This is a genomic window from Enterococcus pernyi, from assembly GCF_045371165.1.
Classification (GTDB): Bacteria; Bacillota; Bacilli; order Lactobacillales; family Enterococcaceae; genus Enterococcus_B; species Enterococcus_B pernyi.
Map to the genome: position 1 here is coordinate 50,728 of NZ_JBIQDM010000014.1, position 25,525 is coordinate 76,252.

General features: G+C 39.1%; 14 protein-coding genes, 5 tRNA genes, 1 riboswitch and 1 other annotated feature. Of the genes, 3 read left to right on the plus strand and 16 right to left on the minus strand.

Annotation, left to right across the window (positions count from 1 at the left end; all coding sequences use genetic code 11):
- Positions 1-141: 141 nt before the first annotated feature.
- The 3 genes from ACH0AK_RS13490 to ACH0AK_RS13500 form a co-directional block, all read right to left on the minus strand.
- On the minus strand, positions 142-3,825 hold the full coding sequence (locus ACH0AK_RS13490) for a hypothetical protein (RefSeq protein WP_499796975.1): 3,684 nt from the start codon (positions 3,823-3,825) through the stop codon (positions 142-144).
- 568 nt (positions 3,826-4,393) lie between these two features.
- Positions 4,394-6,808: a leucine--tRNA ligase gene (leuS, locus tag ACH0AK_RS13495; protein ID WP_023520482.1), complete on the minus strand. Its 2,415-nt coding sequence runs from the start codon at positions 6,806-6,808 to the stop codon at positions 4,394-4,396.
- Between the two features lie 90 nt (positions 6,809-6,898).
- Positions 6,899-7,111: a binding site (T-box leader), on the minus strand.
- 70 nt (positions 7,112-7,181) lie between these two features.
- Entirely contained in the window at positions 7,182-9,209 is a 2,028-nt protein-coding gene (locus tag ACH0AK_RS13500; RefSeq protein ID WP_023520483.1) for a LysM peptidoglycan-binding domain-containing protein, read from the minus strand.
- 365 nt (positions 9,210-9,574) lie between these two features.
- Here ACH0AK_RS13500 and ACH0AK_RS13505 point away from each other — a divergent pair, with 365 nt between their 5' ends.
- From ACH0AK_RS13505 to mnmM, 3 genes are read left to right on the plus strand one after another with little or no spacing between them, the layout of a single operon-like run.
- Positions 9,575-10,231 carry a phosphatase PAP2 family protein gene (locus ACH0AK_RS13505; RefSeq protein ID WP_010734138.1) on the plus strand — a complete coding sequence of 219 codons (657 nt, stop codon included), beginning with the start codon at positions 9,575-9,577 and terminating at the stop codon, positions 10,229-10,231.
- Positions 10,231-11,193, plus strand: a complete 963-nt coding sequence (mnmL, locus tag ACH0AK_RS13510) for a tRNA modification radical SAM protein MnmL/YtqA (protein WP_010734137.1) — start codon at positions 10,231-10,233, stop codon at positions 11,191-11,193. The genes ACH0AK_RS13505 and mnmL overlap by 1 nt, the downstream gene beginning before the upstream one ends.
- Positions 11,187-11,762, plus strand: a complete 576-nt coding sequence (mnmM, locus tag ACH0AK_RS13515; RefSeq protein WP_023520484.1) for a tRNA 5-(aminomethyl)-2-thiouridylate-methyltransferase MnmM — start codon at positions 11,187-11,189, stop codon at positions 11,760-11,762. Before mnmL ends, mnmM begins: the two co-directional genes overlap by 7 nt.
- Positions 11,763-11,995: 233 nt before the next feature.
- Here mnmM and ACH0AK_RS13520 read toward each other — a convergent pair whose 3' ends face one another.
- From ACH0AK_RS13520 to ACH0AK_RS13580, 13 genes are all read right to left on the minus strand, one after another.
- Complete coding sequence (locus ACH0AK_RS13520; protein WP_023520485.1) at positions 11,996-12,541, minus strand: DUF5626 family protein; 546 nt, start codon at positions 12,539-12,541, stop codon at positions 11,996-11,998.
- Positions 12,542-13,564: 1,023 nt separating this feature from the next.
- Complete coding sequence (locus ACH0AK_RS13525; protein ID WP_023520486.1) at positions 13,565-15,334, minus strand: ABC transporter ATP-binding protein; 1,770 nt, start codon at positions 15,332-15,334, stop codon at positions 13,565-13,567.
- A 2-nt stretch (positions 15,335-15,336) separates the two neighbouring features.
- A complete protein-coding gene (locus tag ACH0AK_RS13530) occupies positions 15,337-17,049 on the minus strand; it encodes an ABC transporter ATP-binding protein (RefSeq protein WP_062806054.1) in 1,713 nt (570 codons plus the stop codon).
- Positions 17,050-17,393: 344 nt separating this feature from the next.
- Positions 17,394-17,930 carry an acyl-CoA thioesterase gene (locus ACH0AK_RS13535; RefSeq protein ID WP_010734132.1) on the minus strand — a complete coding sequence of 179 codons (537 nt, stop codon included), beginning with the start codon at positions 17,928-17,930 and terminating at the stop codon, positions 17,394-17,396.
- 6 nt (positions 17,931-17,936) lie between these two features.
- The gene (locus ACH0AK_RS13540; RefSeq protein ID WP_023520489.1) at positions 17,937-18,728 is read right to left on the minus strand and encodes an alpha/beta hydrolase; all 792 of its coding nucleotides are present in this window, start codon (positions 18,726-18,728) and stop codon (positions 17,937-17,939) included.
- A 57-nt stretch (positions 18,729-18,785) separates the two neighbouring features.
- Complete coding sequence (locus ACH0AK_RS13545; RefSeq protein WP_065096702.1) at positions 18,786-20,264, minus strand: MDR family MFS transporter; 1,479 nt, start codon at positions 20,262-20,264, stop codon at positions 18,786-18,788.
- A gap of 185 nt (positions 20,265-20,449) precedes the next feature.
- Positions 20,450-21,643, minus strand: a complete 1,194-nt coding sequence (gene metK, locus ACH0AK_RS13550) for a methionine adenosyltransferase (protein WP_010734128.1) — start codon at positions 21,641-21,643, stop codon at positions 20,450-20,452.
- Positions 21,641-21,721: riboswitch (SMK box riboswitch) on the minus strand. It overlaps the preceding gene by 3 nt.
- Positions 21,722-21,885: 164 nt before the next feature.
- A complete protein-coding gene (locus tag ACH0AK_RS13555; protein WP_137072945.1) occupies positions 21,886-24,675 on the minus strand; it encodes a hypothetical protein in 2,790 nt (929 codons plus the stop codon).
- 440 nt (positions 24,676-25,115) lie between these two features.
- Positions 25,116-25,187, minus strand: a tRNA-Glu gene (locus ACH0AK_RS13560).
- A 20-nt stretch (positions 25,188-25,207) separates the two neighbouring features.
- Positions 25,208-25,281 (minus strand) — tRNA-Ile (locus tag ACH0AK_RS13565).
- Positions 25,282-25,292: 11 nt separating this feature from the next.
- Positions 25,293-25,363: transfer RNA gene (locus ACH0AK_RS13570), tRNA-Gly, on the minus strand.
- Between the two features lie 4 nt (positions 25,364-25,367).
- Positions 25,368-25,440 (minus strand) — tRNA-Phe (locus tag ACH0AK_RS13575).
- Between the two features lie 3 nt (positions 25,441-25,443).
- Positions 25,444-25,516: transfer RNA gene (locus ACH0AK_RS13580), tRNA-Asp, on the minus strand.
- Positions 25,517-25,525: the final 9 nt, after the last annotated feature.

Sequence of the window (25,525 nt, forward strand, 5' to 3'; positions counted from 1 at the left end):
TTTTTAATTGGATTTCTTATATTCACTATAAAATGAAATCGCTTTCTTTTCAAAATAGATTTTTCCGTATCGCTTAGGAAAATAGTTATAAGATTACGTACAAAAAAGAAGTCACACAGTTGTGCAACTTCTTCTTATCAATTACTGCGCATGGAAATTCAAACGCATACTGTAGATTGGATTCAAGGGATCATCCAAGCCTTCAAAATCAAAGTTTTCACCAACTGTGCCAAATAATGAGAAGGAGAAAGAAGCACTATGCCCTTCGATCGTTCCTAATTCTCTGCGGTTATTGAGGTTTTTTCCTGATGAGATCAACATGACTTGATTGTCATTCAAATTGTTTTTTACCCCAAGATCGATTTCTGTTAGTTTTTCCGTAGCGGATTGACTAACGACCGAACTCACTGACACTTGGACCGCTCGTTCCGCATTGTTTTGGATCTGATATGTTGGTGAGACGATACCATTGCTTTCTTTACTTTCTGCAAAGGATACGTTCACAGGAATCGTCACATCAATGTACTCGGACGTATCTTCTAGAATCGTGACTTGACTGTTCAGTGTCCGAACATTGCCCGCTTGGTCTGTTAAGGTGATCGTTACACCATGATCGCCTACCGCTAAATCCGCAAATGCGACATTATTTTCATACGCAACTTCGACTTGAATATCTGGTGACAATGACCAGTTATCCGTTGGATCCCCATCTAGAAATTCACGAGCATCTGGTACTGTTTGTCCTTTTGTGAACACCAATGGATCTTTTAATGTTCCGTCGGGTGCTGTGGTATCTAGTATCCGTGGCATGATATTTTTAAAGACATATTCATTCCCAGCTTCATCGGTTGCTGTGAGATCCATGTAATAGGTATTGTATTCAGTATTCGGCTCTAAACTATACAAGGGATACTGACTTTTCAATTGAATATTTTCTAACTCTGACCAATTGTCCGCTAAATCATTGATCAAGGAACGCAACTCTTCTTGAGTAAAATCTCGATAACGATCGGCCTCAAAAACGGTCCAAGTTCCTTTGACGCTTCCTGTCGGCGCTTGCGTATCGATCACTCGATAGTTCACAGGATATTCCGTCTGATTGCCTCGGATATCTTGTAAACGGACTTTTGCATCATAGACGGTCATCGAAGGTGCGACATTGACAACACTCACAATTTCTCCTAAATCATTCCGCAAAGAAAGATCGATTTGATCTGAGGCCGTCGTATTATCCAATGGATCTTCAGTAAAGAACTGTAATAGATCGTCTCTCGTCAATTCATCTTTTCTTCGTGCTTGGAAATCGACAGGTTGGGTTACGACATTTCCTGTCGGTCCTTCGTTGTCTCCTGCTTTGAATTTGACTTCGTGAGGACTTGACTGATTCCCATGTCCATCCGTCAACCGGATGTAACCGATATATTCCTTGAATTCTAAATCATCTAACTCAAACTCGTTGCCTTCACTATCCACTAATTCAATGACAATATTCTGTGGCAATGTCCAGTTATCACTAGGATCTCCATTTAAGAACTGCAACAAGTCTGTTCGTGAAAAAGTATTAGCTGTATGACTCGAAAAGTCGATGACTTCATTTTTAAAATTGGCTGTTGGAGCGGTAGTATCCACTATCCGTGTCATGGTATTTTTAAAGACATATTCATTCCCAGCTTCATCGGTTGCAGTGATGTCCGTCGGATGATATGAATTCGTTGAATTAGGAGATAAATCAAACAAGTGTCGGTGATTTTCTAACTGAATATTTTCTAACTCTGACCAATTGTCCGCTAAATTATTGATCAAGGAACGCAACTCTTCTTGAGTAAAATCTCGATAACGATCGGCCTCAAAAACGGTCCAAGTTCCTTTGACGCTTCCTGTCGGCGCTTGCGTATCGATCACTCGATAGTTCACAGGATATTCCGTCTGATTGCCTCGGATATCTTGTAAACGGACTTTTGCATCATAGACGGTCATCGAAGGTGCGACATTGACAACACTCACAATTTCTCCTAAATCATTCCGCAAAGAAAGATCGATTTGATCTGAGGCCGTCGTATTATCCAATGGATCTTCAGTAAAGAACTGTAATAGATCGTCTCTCGTCAATTCATCTTTTCTTCGTGCTTGGAAATCGACAGGTTGGGTTACGACATTTCCTGTCGGTCCTTCGTTATCTAGTGTAAATTTGACTTCTTGTAAGTTTGATTGATTTCCTCGCTCATCTTCTAAACGAATATAACCTGTCTGGATAGCATCTGATGATTCTAAATTTTGTAAGTTTATCACTGTACCATTTTCGTCAACGAGTTGAATAATGATATTTTCTGGTAAGGTCCAGTTATCATCAAGATCATCATTTAAAAACTGCATGAGATCTGTTCGCGAAGGAATCTCTGTTGTCACTTCAGAAAGATCGATTGTCTCTGTTTGCACTGTTCCTGTTGGGGCTAATGTATCAACAATAGAAATTCTTGTTGGTGAAACATAGCCAGCATTTAACGATTCATCCGTAATGGTAAAGCCAGTTTGATAAGATGTACCTGGTCTTAACTCGGATAAGTTCCGTTCATAAGTCACCTTTATGTTTTCTGAATATGTCCAATTATCACTAAGTGTATTTATTGCAGATCGGAGCTCTTCTTGAGTGAAATCGCGATGTCGATTCGCTTGAATGGACGTCCACGTCGTTTTTGCTGTTCCAGTAGGAGCTTCGGTATCAACAACCGTCACATTTGTCCAAAATTGTCTAGGGTTTGCAGTTGAATTGTTATCCTGAAGATACACTGGTATTCTATTACTGTAACCAGGATACCAGCCGCCTCCCAAACTAACCGTGGAATAACTCCAACTACCTGTACTCGGTAATGTATGGAACCAGCCTTGAATGACTGATTGAGGAAGACTCTGACTTCTCGTCGCCTGAACAGTCACATTTTCATAAACACCCACTGAAGCAACCGGATTGATAGTCAAGTGTCCAATTGTTTCCCCTGTATAATTGAGCTCCATCACTTTCCTTGGTGTAGCAATATTCGGAAACTGCGTTGCGACAACCGTTGAACCTAGCGCTACATTTCCACGAATATCTAATGATATCGCTGTATTCCCTGTTTGTGTTCGTGTAACTGTGAAATTGATGGTTGCAGTATAGTTAGCATTCTTTGTCACTGTTGCAGAAACCTCAATAGCTGAATTACTTGATACTATATTATTCAAATTATAAGTATTTTGGTGGGTCGAATGATTGCCGTAGTACATCTGTGTGTAAAATTCGTCCGGCATTCCTGCAGGACTGTCAGTCGCAATTGACGAAATCCATCCATTACTGCCGTTGATTCTTTCAACTAAAGAGTGAGTCGGTACAGTAACTGCGAATGTTGTGGATGAACCTGCAGCTGTATTTAAATCGATTGTTCGATTAATTGCATTTTGTAAGATATTTTCTAGATATGAACTTCTACCGTGATTAGTCAACTCTCTAACATTTTCTGTAGACAAATTCAATCGCCCCAAATAGCCAGATAAAAGACTTTCATCAAGTGGAGGCACTGCTTGTGGTTCCACTGTCTCTAGGGACTCCTCTGTCACTTCTGCTTGTGGTTCAGGTTCCTTCGGTACTTCTGGTAGCTCTTCGTGAATCATTGATTCTTGTTCTTCGACCATTTCGGTTGTTGCTCCAGACAAGTCGCTTTCTGGTTGTTCTTGTGTAATCTCTGCACTAGCTGTCGGTTCATTTTCTATAGCCATTACTACTGAAGGCATCAACACATGTTGAAACAACAGAAACGATGCAGCGATAATCCTTATTTTTTTTGCTTTCAAAGTTTCTCTCCTCTCTCTTATTTTTTGACAATACATTTCATCATCGATCTTTTTGGATAAAAAGAACGTTATAAATAATCGTCTAAAACAAACTGCTTGATTATAAATTCTCTGCAAAGTACAGCTGTAGAAAAAGATATGTAGTTAGCTCAGGCCCCTTCACAAAAAATATTGCTAGCAAAAGCAAGATCATTTATATGAAATCAATCATCCACTCCTCTCTACAAAGTAAAAAAATATACACATCCTATAGATATTATCTATAATTTCAAAATACTAATAAAATCTTTTTTTACCGTTAGCAAGGTAAAAAAACACCCAAGACGTGAACCCCAGTTGATAACTATTTTTTTCGACTTTACCTTTTACTTGTCTACACTAGATTAATTACTATTCCTTGAACAAAAAGGGATAACTATTATATAGAGTAAAAATATGAAATCATCACTGATAATAAAATTTCCCTCCGATGGAAATTTATAAAAAAAACCACATTCTCATGAAATCCAAATGATTTCCATGAGAATGTGGCATCTCGTTTTTATTTTTTTCTATTGGTATTTAATTGTTAATTTGCGACGATGTTGACTAATTTATTGGGAACCACGATCACTTTTCTGATTGTTTTTCCTTCTAGTTGTTCGTTGATACTCTCATCGTCCATCGCTGTTTTTTCTAGTTCTTCTTTTGATAAGTCACGTGCGACACTGGCTTTTGCACGAACTTTTCCATTGATTTGGAAGACGACTTCTACTTCATCTTCAATCAAAGCAGTTTCATCATAAGTCGGCCATGGTGCATAAGAAAGATCTTGTTCATTGCCTAGGATCGCCCATAGCTCTTCACCGATATGTGGCGCGATCGGCGCAAGTAATTGTACGAATCCTTCAATATATTCATAAGGTAAGGCATCGACTTTATATGCTTCATTGACAAAGACCATCAATTGAGAAATCGCTGTATTGAAATGTAGATTTTCGTAATCTTCTGTGACTTTTTTAACTGTTTGATGATATACTTTGTCCAGTTTACCGTCATTCAGTGTCGTGATGCGATCACGCATTTTATTATTTTCATCCACGATCAAACGCCAAACACGATCTAAGAATTTACGGCTACCCTCTAAGCCATTTTCACTCCAAGCAATTGATGCGTCTAATGGTCCCATGAACATTTCATAAAGACGTAACGTATCCGCACCATATGCTTCCACGACATCGTCAGGATTGACGACATTACCACGAGATTTAGACATTTTTTCGTTGTTTTCTCCAAGGATCATTCCTTGATTGAACAATTTTTCAAAAGGCTCTTTTGTTGGTACCACGCCAATATCGTAAAGGAATTTATGCCAGAAGCGAGCATACAATAGGTGAAGTACCGCATGTTCTGCCCCACCGATATAAATATCTACTGGTAACCATCGTTCTAGTTTTTCATAGTTAGCTAATTCTTTTTTATTATGTGGATCGATATAGCGTAGGTAATACCATGAGCTTCCTGCCCATTGTGGCATCGTATTCGTTTCACGACGGCCTTTTTTACCTGTTTCAGGATCAACGACATTGACCCACTCGTCAATGTTTGCTAATGGTGACTCCCCTGTGCCACTTGGTTGGATATTGCTTGTTTTTGGTAAACGTAGTGGTAATTCTTCTTCTGCTACTGTTGTCACTGTGCCGTCTTCCCAATGGATGATCGGGATTGGTTCTCCCCAATAACGTTGACGAGAAAATAACCAATCACGCAAGCGATAGCTGACTTCTTTTTTCCCAACGCCATGTTCTTCCAACCATTGATTCATCGCCTCGATGGCTTCTTCTTTGTTCAATCCGTTCAAGAAATCAGAATTGATATGCACACCATCTTCTGTGTAGGCAGCTGTTGAAGTATCGCCACCTTCGATGACTGGTAAGATTTCTAGATCAAACGTTTGTGCAAACTCGTAATCACGTTCATCATGTGCCGGTACTGCCATGATCGCACCTGTTCCATAAGAAGCTAACACATAATCAGCGATCCAGATAGGGATTTCCTTGCCATTTACTGGGTTGATCGCATACGCCCCTGTAAATACGCCGGTTTTTTCTTTAGCAAGATCTGTTCGTTTCAGATCTGATTTTTTCGCTGTTTCTGCGATATACGCTTCGACTGCTTCTTTTTGTTCTGGAGTTGTGATCTCACGAACTAAGTCTAGCTCTGGTGCTAGCACAGAGTAGGTTGCTCCAAATAACGTATCTGGACGTGTAGTAAAGACCGTATATTCTTTATCTGTGCCCGCCACTTTAAACGTGACATTTGCTCCGACTGAACGTCCGATCCAATTACGTTGCATTTCTTTGATGCTTTCGGGCCAATCCACAAGCTCGAGGTCATCGATCAAACGATCTGCATATGCGGTGATTTTCAGCATCCATTGACGCATTGGTTTGCGGATGACATCATAGCCACCACGTTCACTTTTGCCGTCGATCACTTCTTCGTTTGAGATCACTGTACCTAGTTCAGGTACCCAGTTCACTGCTACTTCTGCTTCATAGGCTAACCCTTTTTCATATAATTTAGTAAAGATCCATTGTGTCCATTTGTAGTACTCAGGGTCTGTTGTGTTGACTTCACGATTCCAATCGTAACTAAAACCAAGTGAATTGATTTGGCGACGGAAGGTTTCAATATTTTTTTGTGTAAATTCTGCAGGGTCATTCCCTGTATCCAATGCGTATTGTTCTGCTGGTAGTCCAAATGCATCCCACCCCATTGGATGTAACACGTTGAAACCTTGACTACGTTTGAAACGTGCTAAGATATCTGTTGCAGTATAGCCTTCTGGATGCCCAACATGTAGACCTTGTCCTGATGGATATGGAAACATATCCAACGCATAGAATTTTGGTTTGCCTGGTTCATCATGCGTATTGAAGGTGTTATTTTTTGCCCAATATTTTTGCCATTTTTTTTCAATTTCTTTGTGATTATAGCTCATCTTGAACCCCCTATTTTGATGTAATGATCTGTTTTTCTTTTAGCATCTGGCCTTGAAAAACAAAAAAATCCTATAAAAAGATTGCTCTTTTTATAGGACGTAATCTACGTGGTACCACCTAATTTTGCCTTACTAAACAAGGCCTTGAACGTTGTAACGGTCGTCACCGCCTCTGCTTACTGTGAGAACTGTTCAGCAGGTGCAACTCAAAGGCGAGTTCAAAAGCGTCCGTACACATTTTCACCAACCATGTGCTCTCTAAAACTTTCGACTTTTTACTACTTCCTTTTCAAACGTTGATCAACTAAATTTTTAGTAGCTTCATAGTAACAAATATTATTGAATCAATCAACTATTATTTCAGTCAGATCGATTATTTTGCAACGATCAAACTTTGTCCTGGGTAGATAAAGTTATTTTTGATGTTGTTCCACTCGATCAATTGCGCCATTGAGATGCCATGGCTATCAGCTACACCCCAAACGGATTCACCTGCTTTGACCGTGTAACGTTTGCCATCATTAGACGTAGGTGCTGCTGTTGTATTTCCTTTTTTCACGACCACTTTTTGGCCTGGATAAATGAAATTATTTTTGATATTGTTCCATTCAATCAGTTGATCCATCGTGATGCCGTGTTTATCAGCTACACCCCAAACAGATTCACCTGCTTTGACCGTATAGATCGTATCACCAGAGGTTGATGTGTTCGTTGCTGCTGACGTATTCGGTGTGCTTGGCGCAGCTGCCGGCGTTGTTGTCGGTGTAGATGTTGGTGCTGCTGTACTACCACCTTTTACGATCAGTTTTTGACCTGGATAGATGAAGTTATTTTTGATATTGTTCCATTCGATCAATTGGTTCATCGAGATCCCATTTTTATTTGCGACGCTCCACACCGATTCACCTGCTTTGACCGTGTAGGTGCCTGATCCTTGGCTTGCTGTGTTTGAAGTCGTTGGATTATTCGTCGTTGTTGAAGGTGCTGGACTCGTTGATACAGTGCTTGATGCGCCACCATTTGAAACAACCAACTGTTGTCCTGGGTAAATAAAGTTGTTCTTGATGTTGTTCCATTGGATCAACTGGGCCATTGAGATACCGTGGGCATGAGAGACACCCCAGACAGAATCACCTGCTTTGACCGTATATTTTGCACCAGAAACTGAAGCACCTGTACTTGGTGTTGATGGTGTTGATGGTGTTGTGCTTGGTGTCGATGGTGTATTTACAGAAGCAGACCCACCATTAGAAACGATCAAGCTTTGTCCTGGATAAACAAAATTATTCTTGATATTATTCCATTGAATCAATTGTGCCATTGAGATGCCGTGAGCATTCGAGATACCCCAAACAGAGTCACCTGCTTTGACTGTATAACGCGTACCGGACGAATTGTTTGTTGTTGTTCCAGCAGAACTGCTACCTGCAGAAGCTGTATTGTTTCCTGAATTTGTTGTTGAAGATCCGCCAGCTGTACCACCTTTGATCGTCAATTTTTGTCCTGGATAAACAAAATTATTTTTAATATTATTCCATTCAATCAATTGTGCCATTGAGATGCCATGAGCATTTGAGATGCCCCAAACAGAATCACCAGATTTTACTGTGTACGTCGTTGAACCAGTAGTCGTACTTCCACCAGTATTTCCTGTATTCGCGCTTCCTGTATTTGTACTTCCTGTGTTACCTGTATTAATCGTATTGCCGCCGCCAGTCGTCGCACCACCGCCTGCATTTCCAGTTGCTGGTGTGTCATATTTAGTCAAGCCATACGTCATGATAAGATTGTTTAATTTTGTTGCATAACTTGGGTCCGTTGCATAGCGTCCTGTCAAATGGGCAGTAGCATCCATATAAGAACGAGTATTACTCTTCCAAGCACCTGCATAGTAGTAGCCATTACCAAATGAAGTATTTCTAAGTACATAGGCATTGTCACTAAAAGACTCTGCGAAAGAAGGATATTGACGGAAAGGTTCTTTTTTCGTCACCCATTGGTTGTTCAAGAATTCAAGCGTGTCCATATAAACAGTTTGTCCTTGGTAGCTTCCTTTGATCCCAAATAAGTTATGATACGGTGCACGTGATAATGTACTGCCACCCCAACCACTTTCGACGACTGCTTGAGCGATCATTACTGAAGCATACAAATCATTCGCGTTTGCGATTGGTTGTGCAAATGTTGCAATTTCTGTGATAAATGCAGCGGTATTGATCCGAGAGTTCATTTGGATCGGTGTTTCATCCGCATTGACAGCGACTGATTGTAATACTGGTGCTACAGCTGAACAGCCCACCATTGCGGTTCCGACGATTGCCGCACTTCGCTTTGCTTTACGGTAACGCTTTGCTTGTTCCAGACGTCTGCGTTCTTTTCGTCCTACTAATTCCTTTTGCATATACTATCCCCCATATTTAATTACTTTTATCTAGCCTTATCAATAATTATAACTTCTCTTAATATTTATTAAAAGTTATTTAAGACTATTACGTTGTTTTGTAATCTTTATGTAATCTTTCGTAATTTTTTGATTTGACGCTTTTGTTAACCCTTTAATCAAACGATTCCGAGTTATTAAATTATATATGACCACCTATTTTTTAAATTAAATATGTCGGTTATATTACTTGAGGGTTGCTATTACATTACAACTTGCATAACAATATATTTTTATTCATTGATCCAAGTGAACAGGAATAGAAAACTCTTGTTTTTCGTTTTTATAATAAATGCTATAATGATTGAGCATGAAGGAGGAGTTAAATGAAAAATAAAAGAATCTTCCAAATCTCAGCCGCAAGTTGCTTCTTGCTTTTTCTAGCGTTGAGTCTACTTGTCTTATTTCGTGTGGATCTATTGTCTAGTTTTGACCAAACGCTGACCCATTGGATTCGTATTCCTTATCCTGATTGGAATCCATTTCAGCGGTTGATCACGACATTGGGAAATGCAATAACTGTCATTTTAGTATTTGGATTAGTTGCTCTTTGGTTATGGTTCAAGAAAAAAAGAAAAGAACTTTATTGGTTTACCCTCAATTTTGTGCTAATTGCTGGGATCTTAAATCCACTGATCAAGCTTTTAGTGATGCGTGACCGTCCAAGTCTTCAACATTTAGTTGTCGAAACGACGTATAGTTTTCCCAGCGGACATGCCGCAACGAGTATGATCTTGTATGGCACACTGATTTTTTTGATGCCATCCTTGATCAAGACGAGAGAATGGGCATGGATGATCCAAGTATTGTTAGGTTTACTGATTCTGAGTATTGGTGCTAGTCGTGTCTATCTGGGTGTCCATTATCCTAGTGATATCCTCGGTGGTTATAGCTTGAGCCTGTTTTGGTTATGCTTGACTTATCCTTGGTATATCCAACAACGCTTGCCATTTACACAATCAAATAGGAAGAGGGGATTTTAATGGAATTTCCTTATGCTGAAGGAAATAAACGTTACCATTCTTGGAATTATGCGTTACGCCATGAATTTGGTGGAAAAATTTTTAAAGTACCGATCGATGGTGGCTTTGATTGTCCCAATCGTGACGGAACAGTTGCCCACGGTGGTTGTACATTTTGTAGTGTTTCTGGCTCTGGTGATATGATCGTTGCTCCTGAGGAGCCACTACCGATCCAGTTTCAAAAAGAAATCGATATGATGCACAAAAAATGGCCACAAGTGAATCAATACATCGTTTACTTTCAAAATTTCACGAATACCCATGCGCCTGTCGAAATCATTCGTGAACGATTTGAACAGGTCATCAACCTACCAGGTGTCGTTGGTTTATCAATTGGTACCAGACCAGATTGCTTACCTGATGAAGTCGTGGATTACTTAGCTGAATTGAATCAACGTTTATACTTATGGGTAGAATTAGGCTTACAAACGACTTATGAAGAAACCTCTGTCCTGATCAATCGGGCACATGATTATCAAACATATCTAGACGGTGTTGCGAAATTACGGAAGCACGACATACGTGTATGTACGCATCTGATCAACGGATTGCCAGGAGAATCATTGGATATGATGCGGGAAAATGTTCGTCGCACGATCTTAGATTCTGATATCCAAGGAATCAAACTACATTTGATGCACTTGATGCGTAAAACAAAGATGTTACGTGACTATCACGAGGGCAGACTGCAATTGATGAGTCGAGCCGATTATGTATCTGTCATTTGTGACCAATTAGAAATGATCCCACAAGAGATCATCATCCATCGTTTAACTGGTGATGCGCCTTGGGATTCATTGGTCGGTCCGATGTGGAGTTTGAAAAAATGGGAAGTCTTGAATGCGATCGATGAAGAAATGATTCGTCGCAATAGTTATCAAGGAAAGTACAATATTCGAGAAGGAGTCAAAAGCGGATGTTGAAAACGGCACTTCATTATAGTCATACGCTATTGGAGGAAATCATCCAACCTGGAGATTATGTGATTGATGCCACGATGGGCAATGGGCATGACACTTTATTTCTTGCAGAAAAAGTCGGAAAAACTGGTCAAGTATATAGTTTTGATATTCAACAACAAGCATTGGAGTCCACGCAACAAAGATTGTCAGAGAATGGCTTATTGGAGCGGACGACACTGTTTTTACAAGGACATGAGACCATTGGTGCGGTCATTGCTGAACAACAACCGATCAAAGCTGGTATCTTCAACTTAGGCTATTTACCCAAAAGTGATAAATCCGTCATCACGCTACCTGAAACGACAAAAACAGCGATGGAAGAAATCTTGAAACGTTTAGTTCCACAAGGTCGCATGATCATCGTCGTTTATTATGGTCATCAAGGTGGCGAAGCAGAACTAGATATGGTACAAAACTTTTGCCAAGCATTGCCTCAAGAACAATTCAATGTTTTGAATTATCAATTTATCAATCAAAAAAATAATCCTCCGATCTTGTATTGTATCGAAAAAAAGAAACGCCACAACTAATAAAAATCTCCTTATCTTCTAGGGTGATAAAACTGAGAAGATAAAGAGGTTTTTGATTTTTTTAGCAGAACCTAACGACCAATTAGAATCCCATTTTCTTAATGACCCTCACTTGATCACATTTGAGCTATGATTTGGTGAAATACTGTTTTAACATACGAATGATCAATATTGTTACGCCTACTGCCAAAATAAAACTGATGATGGCTATTATTATTCCTAGGGCCCCCATCCTATTTAACAGTTACGACCAAATTATTTGAGCTATTAATTGATGCTCTTAACCAGCCACTCCATCCGCCAAAATCCCATATCGGAGTTCCAAACTCGAAATAATAAGTTGCTTGTTTTGTGCTATCTCTTTTCAATGAACTAGATTTCACACTAACCCCCACATGATAGTACCAAGGATCATAAGCACTACTAATACTATTACTACTTACTCTAATATTAAAGCCGCAATTAAAAATTACTGAATAATAATAGATATTCCATACTCCATTACCTAAACGTAAATGGTTATCAAACACTGGTTCAGCAACAATTTTCGCTGTTGTACCACTTGCCAAATGTATTTCTTTAGTCTGTACCATGTTTTTTGATAAGTCAAATTCTACTACACTACCTCCTTCTTCTTTTACAAGAACGGCAGAATCATCTGCTTCTACTAGCGGTTGCGCTTCTACAATTTTAGTTGGCATGAAAAATATCAATATCAGAGTGATTGCTATAACACTAATCAAATCGATTACTTTACTAAATTGCTTTTCTCTCCACATCTTAAGTTCCCTTCTTTCTTTATCACATTTTTCATTTTTACTGCATGGAACATTTCCAACCACTCCTACTAACGCTCAAACTAGATTTAGTTTTATCCTCCTCATTTTTATATGTATATAAGTATGACATGCAGTCTTCATATTTATATGCAAGTGAAGTTAGGATGAGTTCATTATGCATGGGCATGCAACTAAATGATGTATTAATAGTTATTCTGCTATAATTAATTATATCAACTTTAGAATATCGGGAAATTTTTCTTTTTTCTTTAAAAAAAAATTTCATACTATATATTCTCTGATTTATTTTTATAAAAAACTACCTCACCTCAATAAACGAATAGCCACCTCATCTAAAATTGGAGATCTCAAATGTGCTATAAAATTATTTCTGTCTGTTTCGGACAAGGGAAGTAAGATGTACTCATGAATCTATTCTTTGATTTTATCTTTGTAATCACGGCAGAAGTAACCGCTCATTACATCTGCAAATGGTTTGATTGTAGAATTGCCAAAAAAAGACAGTAAACCTACCCGTTAATTCCTATTGAAACGTAAAAGAAAACCACTAGCCCGCCAGCTAGTGGTTTTTGGTCGTAATATGAACCTGTTCTTTGTTGAATAAATTATACTATAATACAATTAATATTCCAGTGTGTCTGTGTATTTAGAATAGAAATTCATCGTCACTTCTATTGATCAAACGATTATCATGAGGAATACTTGACTAAGTTCTTTTTATTTTGCATAGTGATGATTTCTAAAATCATTGACCTGACTTAATAAGAAATCACAGATTCACTTTCTAATAACTGAAAACTATTTGCCATAACTTTTGTTACATAAGTACGGGAGCCTTGCTAATTTTTCAAGGTTCATGTTTGGATTCATCCAAACACGCCAATCAGACTGCATGACATGAAAAACACCAAACCAAGGGCTTCTTGATTTGGTGTTTTTCGACTTCCATTTGAACATTCGTTACACAATGACGGGAGTGAGACATTCGTTCTCTCCCACCACCTATTCAAACACAAACTGATTATGATACAACTCTGCATAGAAGCCATCTTCTGCTAATAATTGATGATGGTTTCCTTCTTCGATCACTTTGCCATCACGTAAAACAACGATGCGATCAGCGTTCAGGATCGTCTTCAAGCGATGGGCGATCACGAAACTTGTCCGACCTTTGATCGCTTCATCCATTGCTTTTTGGATTCTTGCTTCAGTTACTGTATCCACGTTACTTGTTGCTTCATCTAAAATCAATAAGTCTGGATTCGTGATGATTGTTCGCGCGATACTGATCAATTGCTTTTGCCCCGTACTGAACAAATTATTTTCCTCAGAGACGTGGGTATCATAGCCATGTTCGAGCGTCTGGATAAAGTCATGGATATTTGCTTGTTTCGCTGCGCTAACTACTTCTTCATCCGTTGCATCTGGTTTACCAAAGACAATATTGTCTCGGATCGTGCCAGAAAATAGAACGGATTCTTGTAGAACGATGCCGACATGTCGACGCAATTCGTCTAAATCATACTCGCGGATATCTGTTCCGTCAATGCTCACAGAGCCACCGTTCACATCATAGAAGCGATTCAACAAGTTCATGATCGTTGTCTTACCTGAACCAGTTGGGCCTACTAAAGCAACCATCTCGCCTTTATTCACATCAATGGAAACATCATTTAAGACTAATTTCTCTGGACTATAGCCAAAATCAACATTCGTCAATGATAAGCCCTTTTCGATCCCCGCAAACGGTTTGCCGTTTTGTGGTTTCACTTCATCTTTTTCAGCAAACATTTCATTCAGTCTTCGCGCTCCAGTGATCGCTAACTGGATCATACTGTAGCCAGAAGAAATTTGCATCAATGGTTGATAATATTGTTGGGAATATTGGACGAAAGTAACTACTAATCCTAGCGCTACTGAACGTTCCAAATCACCATTCAACGCTAACCAGCCACCAAAGAAGATCACGATCGCTGTGTTGACTAAAGACATACCTTGCATCATTGGGAAAAGTAACCCTGAGTATGCTTGTCCTTTAAATGTTGCTTCACGAACAGTTTGATTATGAGCTAAGAAACCTTCGATCGTTTCTTCTTGCAGACCATTCGTGATGATCACGCGTTGCCCACTGATTTTTTCATCCATATAACCATTCAATTTACCGACTTCATCTTGTTGGATATCGACATATTTGCGGGCTTTTTGGATGACTAGGACAGCAATCAAAATCGCGACCGGTGTAGAAGCAATCGTCGCCCAAGCAAGTTGGACATTTTGGCGGAACATCATGATCAAGATACCAACTAATAGAACCGCATTCGTGATCACTTGAAGAAGTGCTTGGTTCAAACTATTTTGGATATTATCCAAATCACTAGTGAAGCGACTAAGAATCTCCCCATCTTGATGGGAATCAAAAAAGCGGATCGTTAATTTTTCTAATTTATTGAATAGACCAATACGCATCCGGTTCGTTGATTTCCCGACCACTTGTGTAAATAAAATACTGTAAATAAAATTTGCCGCACTGGCTAAAACATAAAACATCAAAAGCTTCCAAATAATCGAAAGGAAATTGCTTTTATCATCGACACCTTGCATCAAAGCAGTAATATAATTTGCTAATTCTTGGAAAGCTTCCCCGATATATTGAGGTGCTTTTACTTGTAAGTAAGTTGCTGCAATCACAGTAATAAAGATAAAGAAGAAGGAAACCTTGTACCGCTTTAAATAATGATAGAAAAACTTACTTGCTTTAATCAAATCAGTCATGGCTACTCCTCCGTTCCTTTTTGAGTTTCAAAAATCTCTTGATATACCTGATTGTTTGCAACGAGTTCTTCATGCGTTCCTTCACCCACTAGTTTTCCTTCATCTAGTACCAAGATGCGGTCTGCTTTGACAACAGAAGCAATCTTTTGAGCGATAACGATCGTTGTCGTGTCTTTTAACTCACGATCAAGGGCTTCGCGAACCAGTTTTTCTGAACGGGCATCTAATGCACTGGTACTGTCATCTAGAATCAGGATTTTTGGCTGACCGATCACACCACGTGTGATAGATAAACGTTGCTTTTGTCCACCAGAAAAGTTACTACTACGTTCTTCGACTGGTGCTTCATAACGATCAGCTAATTTCTCGATAAATTCTTTGGCTTGAGCGATAGAAGAAGCATTTTCCATATCCTTTTCTGTTGCATTCTTGTTCCCTTGACGTAGATTCTGGGCAATCGTGCCTGAAAAAAGAATCGCTTTTTGTAAAACAAACGAGACGGTTTTTCTTAAACTATGTTCATTCACTTGTCGTAGATCAACACCACCAACTTCTACTTTCCCTTCCGTTGGATCGAACAAGCGTGGAATCAATTGTGCTAAAGTTGACTTTCCTGCTCCAGTTGCCCCAACAATACCAACCATTTCACCAGGCTCGATCGAAAAAGTGATATTTTTGAGTGTATCTGCATCATCACCAGGATAACGGAAAGACACGTTTTCAAAACGAACAGAACCAGTCAATTCTTGTTCAGGTACATCTAGATAAGTTAAATCTGGTTCAGTATCTAAGATCTCTTTGATCCGTTTTAAGGAAACAGCGGCTCTTGAGGTCATCATCATCATCATACCGCCGATGATGATCGCCATCATGATCTGCATCAAATAGTTCATAAATGAAGCAATACCACCAATCAGGGTTGGATCATCTTTTGCAAGATCACTGACGAAGAAGATTGCTCCCACCACAGCTAAGTTCGCAGCTAACATAAATGAGGGGATCATGACTGAAAATAATGTTCCAACAATGATATTGTGCTTCGTTAAATCTTCACTGACTTTACTAAATTCATTCAACTGATTTTCTTCTTGGACAAACGATTTGACTACTCGAATCCCCATTAGATTTTCTTTTGCGATACTATTAACTTTATCGATCAGTTTTTGGATGATCATAAAGTGCTTGCCCATACGTGTAAAGGACAGTGCTGTGATCAAGAATACAGTAACGATCAAAAGAACGATGATCCACCACAACTGAGGCATTGTTGCCATCGCAAGAATAAATGCACCAATAAACAGAAACGGGATACGGAACAAAGATTGCAAAGAAATCATAACTAAGTTTTGGATCTGCGTAATATCGTTCGTTAAGCGCACCACTAAATTTCCAGCAGAAAACTGTTCAATATTACCAAATGAGAAGGTCTGGATCTTGCGAAACGCTTCCTCCCGGATATCTGCACTGACACCCTGTGCGACTTTAGCAGAAAATATCGTGTTCGTGACTCCAGCTGCTAAACCTAGGAGTGCTAAACTAATCAAAGAAATGCCAATCGTGCGCATTTCATCGCTGTCTTCTGTAATGATTGCTTCTAATACTTGTTGCAACAACTTAGGTTGCCAAAGCGTAGCTGTCACCATAAGTGCGACAGAAAGCAAAGAAACAAAAACAGCTAATCGATAGTTTTTTGCATGTTTTAAAATAAGCTTCATATTTGTGACTTACACCTCTCTTTTTTTATAATAAATCGTCCTATTTTATAATTCGTAAAAATAGACCGACTAACAATTTACCATGTTTGAAAAAAGAAATCAACCTGTAATTTTTTAACGCTGGAACTACTTTTATAATAGAAAGAAACTTTAAATTATCTGTTTTTAAATACACCTTCTTTCTTCTTGAGTTTATCTTCCTCTCACTATAAAAGGTACGTTATAGAATTCTTCTTTATTATGCTTATTTCCAATCCGTTTAGCACCTATCTTGCTCGCCACAATAAAAAAGAAGTGATCTTGATCGATCACTTCTGCATTTCTTCTACCATTCATAAGTAGACTTATTCTCGTTCTCTTGTCCAAGGGAGATCTAAAGATAAACTAGCGGCAAATTCTTTATAGGCTGTTCTTTCTTTCTGTCTTGTAGCACGGCGTTCCTCGTACCCACTGCAAACTAATTGCTCTTCCTCGGTTTCAGGAATGACATGTGGCACCGTAAATTCTTTTTCAAGGTTCATATGTGAAGGAACCGCAACGAATGTCGTAAAGCAAGTAGCAGCCAAATAGCGTTCACCTGTCGTTAAATTTTCACCGATGATCTTCACAAAAACCTCCATTGATTTCTTATGGGCACCAGACACATAAGATTCCACACAAACGGAATGATTTTCATGCAAAGGCTTCAAAAAATTCAAACTATCTAAAGAAGCAGTGACTGCCCCTCTGCGACAATGACGGGTGACCGAAATCGATGCTGCATCATCGATCATTGCCATTAGTTTCCCTCCAAAAAGATACCCAAATGGATTCAAATCAAAGGGAAAGATCCGATGTGTTTGGATAACCATCGAGTCTTTGCAATACTTTGTTTCTTCCATACGGTGTCAGCTCCTTTTGTTGAACAACCAAGCGAGCGCTCGTTGGATCCATTGATCCCAAAAAATCCAATCATGTTCCCCAGGACCATGTTCAAATGTCACATCGATGTTGTTTTCTTTTAAAATTTCTGCCATTTCTTGGTTGGCTTGATAGAGAAAATCGGATTCACCACAAGCAAGATACATACGTGGTGGTTCTTTGTCACTTTTTGCTAAGGTTTCAACAAGGTAAGCTGGATCATTTACTGAACCTTGGATGCTATCTAGTGGACCAAAAATTCCTTCCCAGAACTTGGCTTGACGGATCATCAATAAGTCGTCCATTCGATTACCAACCGACACCGCACCTGAGAGAGAAATAATAGCTGAGAAACGTTCGGGCTTTGCTAACCCCAATTTCAACGCACCATATCCACCCATTGAAAGACCGGCTGCATACGTTTTTTCTCTTTTCGTTGTCAGTTGTGGGAACAATTCGTGACAGATTTCTGGTAATTCTTCTGAGATAAACGTCCAGTACTTCATATCATACGTTGTGTCTGTGTACCAACCTAAATCCGTTGATGGCATGATGACGGCTAACCCGTAATCCGCCGCATATCTTTCAATGGAAGTCCGCCGTTGCCAAACACTATGATTACCTCCCATACCATGTAACAGGTAAAGCACTGGAACATCCGTCAGATTTGCCGACGTACTTGTCCCAATCACTTTTTTGGTTGTCTGAGGTAAGATCACATTTAGATTGACTTCCATTTCTAATACGTTTGAATAAACATTTGCTTGGATAAATGCCATATGTTTTTCGCCTTCTTTACTTTATTCAGATCGTTTTTCTGACAACAATCTGTAAATTTACTTGTATTCTTTTATTGTAGCATTTTTTTGACGAATTAAAAATGTTAGCCCTAGCGCGATGATGACTAATAATAAGCCTACCAGATAGACTTGGTGTAACCCATGATACAAAATTTCTCGTAATGGTGTTAATATTTCTGCGTCAATCATTTTTGCTGTTTGTGGATTGACTAATTTGTTCATGATGTCCGGATCGTCTGTCAATTGTTTGGCAGCAAGTTCAGCTTGCGTGACCCGGTTGATCAATAATCCAAAAACTGCGACCATCACTGTTTGCCCAATGGTGCGGACTAACGTATTAAACGAAGTGGCAACACCCATTTGTTCTGAAGGCACACTGTTTTGTGCGCTGACAGTCGATGTTGTCATTGTGATCCCTAAGCCGACACCGATGATCGTTGAAATCAGAAAGAACCATAAAAAATTACTTTGAAATGGCATCAGCCAAAGTCCTGCACCACCGACAATGGTGATGAACAACCCGATACGTAACACTCGATAGGTGGTCATCTGGGTCATCCACTTACTTGCTAAGAACGAACCAACCATCCAAACAAGAGAAAGTGGTGCCAAAACTAATCCACCAATTGCCGCATTAAGTCCTAATACTCCTTGCATCCACATTGGGATATAGACATCGATCCCCATTAAAAAACCACTTGCTAAAGCTGCTGCTGCATTCACAACGACAAAAAGCGGGTTTTTGAATAGGTGAAGCATGATGACAGGATCTTCTGCTCGTTTTTCGACGAACAGGAATAAGAAAAAGAATAAAACACTACCTATTAATAATCCCAACACAAATGGTGTCAGCCCTTGATCACCTAGTAATTGAAAACCTAGTAACAGCAAAACCAACGTAAACATCAAACTAAAACTACCTTTAAGATCCATTGGTTTCGCTTCACGAGTTGTTTTTGGTTCATTGAGATAGAGCCAAATCAGCACCATCAGTAATAACCCGATCGGCACATTGATGAAGAAAATCCAGTGCCAACTCAATGCTTCTACAATAAACCCACCAGCTAATGGACCAAACACACTAGCGATTCCCCAAGCTGAACTATTCAACCCTAACACTTTTGCTCGTTTTTCAATCGTGTATAAATCGCCAATGATCGTCAATGCGACTGGCATCATTGCTCCTGCACCCATCCCTTGAATTGCCCGCGAAATAATCAAGCCAAGCATAGATTGAGAAAGCCCACAAAAAAGTGAACCGATAATAAATAATAGCGTACCGAAAATAAAAATCGGTTTTCTTCCAACTTTATCTGCAAGTTTCCCATAGATGGGTGTCAACATGGCATTCGTCAATAAATAAATCGAAAACACCCAGTTCATCATTTCCATGCCGTGCAGTGAACCAACGATCGTTGGCATTGCAGTCGTAACGATTGTCCCCTCAATCGCCGTCATAAATGTAGCGATGAACACGCAGATCGTTACGACTTTCACGTTTGTTTTTCTTTCCATTCTCAAGCCCACTCCTTATCGTAACTTCCGTTATTTAAATGGCATCATCTGCCTAATAAACTTCGACTCTGCTAAAAAAGCCAAAATACTCTAAAAGTAGCATAAGCTACTTTCGAATATCCCGGCTTACTGGTCTACATTTGATGTGCGTCACACGCAGCGAACACATTCAATTCAAACATAAATTATTTAGCTAAACTAGCTTTTAATGCATCTACTTTATCCGTTTTTTCCCATGGCAAGTCAACATCTGTACGTCCAAAATGACCATATGCAGCTGTTTGTTTATAGATTGGACGACGCAAATCAAGCATTTCGATGATTCCCGCAGGACGTAAGTCAAAGTTTTCTCTTACCGCAGCAATCAACGCTTCTTCTGGCACTTCTGCCGTTCCAAAGGTATTGATTGAGATCGAAACAGGTTGAGCGACACCGATTGCATAAGCCAATTGGACTTCTACTTTACGAGCAAGTCCTGCTGCTACGATATTTTTCGCAATGTAACGTGCCGCATAACTTGCTGAACGGTCAACTTTCGTTGCATCCTTCCCAGAGAAAGCACCGCCGCCATGACGGGCATATCCACCATACGTATCAACAATGATTTTTCGTCCTGTCAATCCAGCATCTCCTTGAGGTCCGCCGATCACAAAACGTCCAGTAGGGTTAATATAATATTTTGTTTGTTCGTCCAGTAGTTCTGCTGGAATAACTTCTTTGATCACTTTTTCAATGACATCTTGACGAATCGTTGCATTATCAACTGCATCATCATGTTGTGTCGAAATAACGATCGTATCAACTCTTTCTGGTTGTCCTTGGTCATTATATTCTACAGTGACTTGTGATTTTGCATCTGGGCGCAAATATGTTAATTCTTTTGATTTACGCAATTCAGCTAAACGTCGTACTAAGCGATGACTTAAGGCAATTGGTAATGGCATCAATTCTGGTGTTTCGTCCACTGCAAAACCAAACATCAATCCTTGGTCACCAGCGCCGATTTCATCTAATAAATCTCTTTCTTTTTCGTCACGGATCTCAAGTGCTTCATCCACCCCTTGAGCGATATCTGGTGACTGCTCGTCAATTGCTGCCAATACTGCTACAGTGTCACCATCAAAGCCGAACTTTGCACGAGTATAACCAATCTCTTTGACTGTCTCACGTACTACTTTTTGGATATCCACATATGCTGTTGTAGAGATTTCGCCAAATACTAAAACTAGCCCCGTCGTTACAGACGTCTCACAAGCTACTCTTGCATTTGGGTCTTGTTCTAGGATCGCATCTAAAATCGCATCACTGATTTGATCAGCGACCTTATCCGGATGTCCTTCTGAAACAGATTCTGATGTAAATAAATGTCTTTCTACCATAATTATGATTCCCCCTAGTTAAATTCGGTTACAAGGCATCTCCGTTCGTACGGATCCTCTCGGGAACTTGCAACGAGTCAAGTATAGCAGATAAACAGATTTTACGCTCGTTTTTTCGTAGTTCTTTAGAAAAAAAATGGCAACTTTCAATAATAAGCGACATTTAACCTCAACTGAGTTAGCAAGCTGACGCAAAAGCTTTTTACCTATCTTTTATTATACTAGTTTGCCTATCCTTTTGATTATTTTGTCACCGTGACTTGCTTTTTACATTTGGTTTTCTTACTAACGGAACATTGATTTTTGACCGCCGATGCCTGTTTGCTGCGATGAATCATTGTAGCAAATTGGTTGGTCAAAGGAGCCGAAGCACCTGTTGCGACTCCAGCAGGCGTCAGCTGGGATTGAGAAACTTTAGCAAACGAATCGACGGTTGACTGACTCTCTACCTGATAGGAACATGTTTTGGATTCGATGCCAATCCGTTCGCAAATGTGACTTTCTATTTCTTTATTCTTTTCTACAAGGCAAGCAATAAAATATTTAGCCATTTCTTTTGCTACTGGGATCTTGATATATGGCAGTCTTTCTTCTAGCATTTTTAGTTCATTGACGTTGCTTTGCAATTCTTTGTATAAATCAGAGGTTGCTATCACGCAGATTTCTTTGCCTAATAATGTACCTGTTGGTCCCACAGATTGTATGATTTTTCCTTTCAGAAAGCAATCAAAAATAAGCGGGATTCTCCCCCCATTATTCATTATTTCATCAATATAAAGATCATTACCAAATAAGATGCGTATATCTCCGTAGCGAGAGTATTTATGTAAATCTCCATTTCCTGCCTCACTTTGTTTCGATTGATTTTTTCGATAAATATAATACCCAAAGAGATAGTCAAAATTTAAGTTCCATTCTTGATTATCTCCCTTCATGGCTTCAACAAATCGACGTTTCATCTCTAAAGATGCGAGGTCTTGCACTTCCGTATTCCATTTAGGCGTTATTCGATCCGATAGCTGTAAATCAAATAGATCTTTTTTACAATGGAACAATGCCACTCTTAGTGCAGCTTCCATTTCAATGATCCCACAATTACCTGTTGTTTGAGGTGCGAGTTTTATCGTTGGGATCTCCTTGAATCTATGTGAGAGTGATTCGATTCGTTTTAATATCCCATAGGGTTTAAATTCATAAAAATCTCGCGCAGAGAACAGCACTCGGCTGAACTCTTGGATTTTATCCATCGGTATTTTAACGTAAGATAAAGCACCAGTTTTCAGTGTTTCTTCTTTATCTACTTGCATCACCATGAACTCATTTTCTCTCTTATATACAATCAAACCTGATATGTGTCCATTTCTTACCGGATCTAGCATCTTAAAACAAGCTGGAATCAGTAAAAAGTCGGTTGAATCATTATTTCGTAATTTTTCCAACATACTTTGAATACTATTTGCCTGTTTTAGTTGATTCAGTTCGTTTGATTGGTTTAAAGAAGCAATAATATTTGCTTGCCTTTTTTCATCGATAAAAAAACCATCTTTATCAGTTTCGATCATTTTGATATAGGTCGAAAAAAGTAATTCATAAACCTCTGGAAAAAGAAAACTATCATCATTTCTTTTTAACGATAACGTTAAAGCGAGCATGTCCATCCTTCTTGTAAAATCCTGTTTTTGCTTTTGTTTCAATTCTTCTTTTTTAATAAAATTACTCCGATCTTTTTGTTCTAAGTTCATTGGTAGAACCTTTTGCCATTGACTTTCTCTTTTCAAATCGGACTGCTTTCTTTGCATCATAATCCGCCGTTTTATTTCGCTGTTGATATCGTCATATCGGTCATCCAACCTTGAAAGGATACGTTTTGTCATTTCTTTTGCTACAGGACTTTTGATCATTGTTAACCGATCTTCATACATCTGCATCATTATTCCATCAAGATAGAGTGTTTCTGTTAACTTTTTGAATTTGACTTGAGTAAGCACTTGATCATACAGTAACGCTGTCGGCTGAACTGCCCATTCAAGTCTATTTTTTAGGATTGCTTCGTTTGAGGTTTGATCTTTTCCATTTGTAGCGATCATTGTAAGGATATAAGGGTCCCTAGCAAAAATATTTTGTATACTTCTGTTCCACCATTCATGTTGGTTATTACTCGGTAAGAGTGGATTTATCCTCTTCTCCCCTATCCGATATAAGTAATAGTCAAAAACATGATCAAATACTTCATTCCACGTTTTATTCTCTCCTTTTACTGCTTCAAGAAATCTTTTTCGCATTTCTAGATTCGCCTGATTGACAAAAGGATTCCATACAGGCGTTACTTTTCCAGCAGTATCCAATGAAAAGATATCGGTTCTGCAATGAAACAATAGGACTTTTAATGTATCTTCCACTTCCTTCGTTTTGCTATGATCCATTCCTTGTCTTCCTATTGTTAAAGCAGGGATTACTTGGAAGCCCTCAGAGAGCAACTCGATGTCCTTAAGTAAAGAAAATGGTCTGGGATTTAAAGAGTCCCGTTCAAAATAAATGATTTTACTTAGCATTTCTGCCTTTGCTACTGGAATCTTCGCATAAGATACTTGACCACTACTGAACTGTTCTTCGCTATCTACTTTGACCACAATCAACTTATTTTCTTTCTTATAAACAATCAATCCAAAAAACTGTGGAGAAACATGTTCATCTTCAACTAGATTCGTCAATACGGAAAAAAGCATAAAATCAGTTGGATCATCGCTCCTCATTTTTCCAAAAGCCTCCCAAAGCAAGGTATGATTCTTGTATGTAAGAAAATCCTGTGATCGTTGCAATGACTCAACCACTTTTGATTGTTTTTGTTTCTCTAAAAAAAAATGGTCAACATCGGTCTCGATCATTTTTTTGTAGGTCGAAAAAAGCAACCTATATTTTTCTAGTGAAATTAACTTTCTATCTTCGTTTAATGATAATGTCGTCGCTAACATGTCTAATCTTTTTATAAAATCATTTTTATTTCCACTCGTTTCTCTAGTTACCTCATTCACTATGCTACCTCCAATGATTCTATTATTTACATACTCATCCACCTCTAAGAGTATAGTATTTCCGCATTTAAATTTTTCCCACTTATTTTGAAATCACGAAAAAGTGCTTTTTCATAACATCTTAGCTCGCCATAAGAATCACCTCATATCAAACTAGTAGCTATGACCAAAGTGCTGTAAGCGGATATGAGCAAGCTATTTAAATAGTTTTTTTAGTAAAAAATATAAAAACAACTCGCTTTCACTTGGCATAAATTCAGTTCAAACTCATTCATGGCTCTCGTCGAATACCAAAAAAGAGCAATACGTCGATTATGCAGTCTGAACCGCCCCCAAAAGTTAGACCAAAAATCTATTTTTTTGGTGATCACTACAAAAATCATTCAAACCACTTTAGTAAAAAAGAGCAAAAAAAAAGATACTCTCAAAAGTATCTTCGATGACCCGTACGGGATTCGAACCCGTGTTACCGCCGTGAAAGGGCGGTGTCTTAACCGCTTGACCAACGGGCCAGGTAAAAATATGAAAATAATGGGCCTAAATGGACTCGAACCATCGACCTCACGCTTATCAGGCGTGCGCTCTAACCAGCTGAGCTATAGGCCCATAAAAACTAAAGCGGGTGACGAGAATCGAACTCGCGACAACAGCTTGGAAGGCTGTGGTTTTACCACTAAACTACACCCGCAGTATGGCGCGGGACAGAATCGAACTGCCGACACATGGAGCTTCAATCCATTGCTCTACCAACTGAGCTACCGAGCCAAACGGTTCCGACGGGAATCGAACCCGCGATCTCCTGCGTGACAGGCAGGCATGTTAACCCCTACACCACGGAACCAATGTTTTT

Excerpts from the sequence above, each read along its gene's own strand:
- leuS (WP_023520482.1), bottom strand. The coding sequence starts at position 6,808 with ATGAGCTATAATCACAAAGAAATTGAAAAAAAATGGCAAAAATATTGG.
- ACH0AK_RS13500 (WP_023520483.1), bottom strand. The coding sequence starts at position 9,209 with ATGCAAAAGGAATTAGTAGGACGAAAAGAACGCAGACGTCTGGAACAA.
- ACH0AK_RS13505 (WP_010734138.1), top strand. The coding sequence starts at position 9,575 with ATGAAAAATAAAAGAATCTTCCAAATCTCAGCCGCAAGTTGCTTCTTG.
- mnmL (WP_010734137.1), top strand. The coding sequence starts at position 10,231 with ATGGAATTTCCTTATGCTGAAGGAAATAAACGTTACCATTCTTGGAAT.
- mnmM (WP_023520484.1), top strand. The coding sequence starts at position 11,187 with ATGTTGAAAACGGCACTTCATTATAGTCATACGCTATTGGAGGAAATC.
- ACH0AK_RS13520 (WP_023520485.1), bottom strand. The coding sequence starts at position 12,541 with ATGTGGAGAGAAAAGCAATTTAGTAAAGTAATCGATTTGATTAGTGTT.
- ACH0AK_RS13525 (WP_023520486.1), bottom strand. The coding sequence starts at position 15,334 with ATGACTGATTTGATTAAAGCAAGTAAGTTTTTCTATCATTATTTAAAG.
- ACH0AK_RS13530 (WP_062806054.1), bottom strand. The coding sequence starts at position 17,049 with ATGAAGCTTATTTTAAAACATGCAAAAAACTATCGATTAGCTGTTTTT.
- ACH0AK_RS13535 (WP_010734132.1), bottom strand. The coding sequence starts at position 17,930 with ATGGAAGAAACAAAGTATTGCAAAGACTCGATGGTTATCCAAACACAT.
- ACH0AK_RS13540 (WP_023520489.1), bottom strand. The coding sequence starts at position 18,728 with ATGGCATTTATCCAAGCAAATGTTTATTCAAACGTATTAGAAATGGAA.
- ACH0AK_RS13545 (WP_065096702.1), bottom strand. The coding sequence starts at position 20,264 with ATGGAAAGAAAAACAAACGTGAAAGTCGTAACGATCTGCGTGTTCATC.
- metK (WP_010734128.1), bottom strand. The coding sequence starts at position 21,643 with ATGGTAGAAAGACATTTATTTACATCAGAATCTGTTTCAGAAGGACAT.